Below are 567 nucleotides of genomic sequence, written 5' to 3' on the forward strand. Positions count from 1 at the left end.
ACATCGGTTCGAGCGGCCGAGACTGCCAGGCGGTGACTTCGGCCATCACCTCGTCGGTGACTGAACTGATGAACTCGGGCGAGACCTCGGTGCCGTACTGCTCCTGTAAGAAGCCTTGGATCTCGCGTACGGTCATGCCGCGGGCGTACATGGCGACGATCTTGTCGTCGAAGCCGGTGAAGCGCCGTTCGTGTTTGGGGATCAGTAGCGGCTCGAAGCTGCCATCCCGGTCGCGCGGTACCTCGATACGGATCGGGCCGTCTTCGGTCAGAACCGTCTTGGCACCCTTCCCATTGCGCTGGTTCGTGGCAGTAACGGGTTTGGCAGCACCCGGCAGATAGCCAAGATGGTGGTTCATCTCGCCGCCGAGCGCGCGCTCAATCAATGCCTTCTTCAGAGCCATTGTCGCGGCGTTGATGGATTCGGCCGTCATCGGGCCGTTGCCGAACTGCTCAAGAAGTTCAGCAGGAATCGCCGGCAGCTCTACCGGTGGGGTCTTGGGTTTGCGAGGCATATTTTCTCCTGGGGAGCATCATATGCCTTGAACACGAAATTTCTGACAGACCC

The 567-nt window shown here is 60.0% G+C and carries 1 protein-coding gene; it reads right to left on the reverse strand.

Annotated features, from left to right (window positions below; genetic code table 11):
- On the reverse strand, window positions 1–514 hold a 514-nt coding region (locus tag GWC77_RS28190), incomplete at its 3' end, for a transposase (protein ID WP_173262888.1).
- Between the last annotated feature and the right edge of the window lie 53 nt (window positions 515–567).

Source organism: Paraburkholderia sp. NMBU_R16, from assembly GCF_013282575.1.
In the GTDB taxonomy this organism is placed as follows: domain Bacteria; phylum Pseudomonadota; class Gammaproteobacteria; order Burkholderiales; family Burkholderiaceae; genus Trinickia.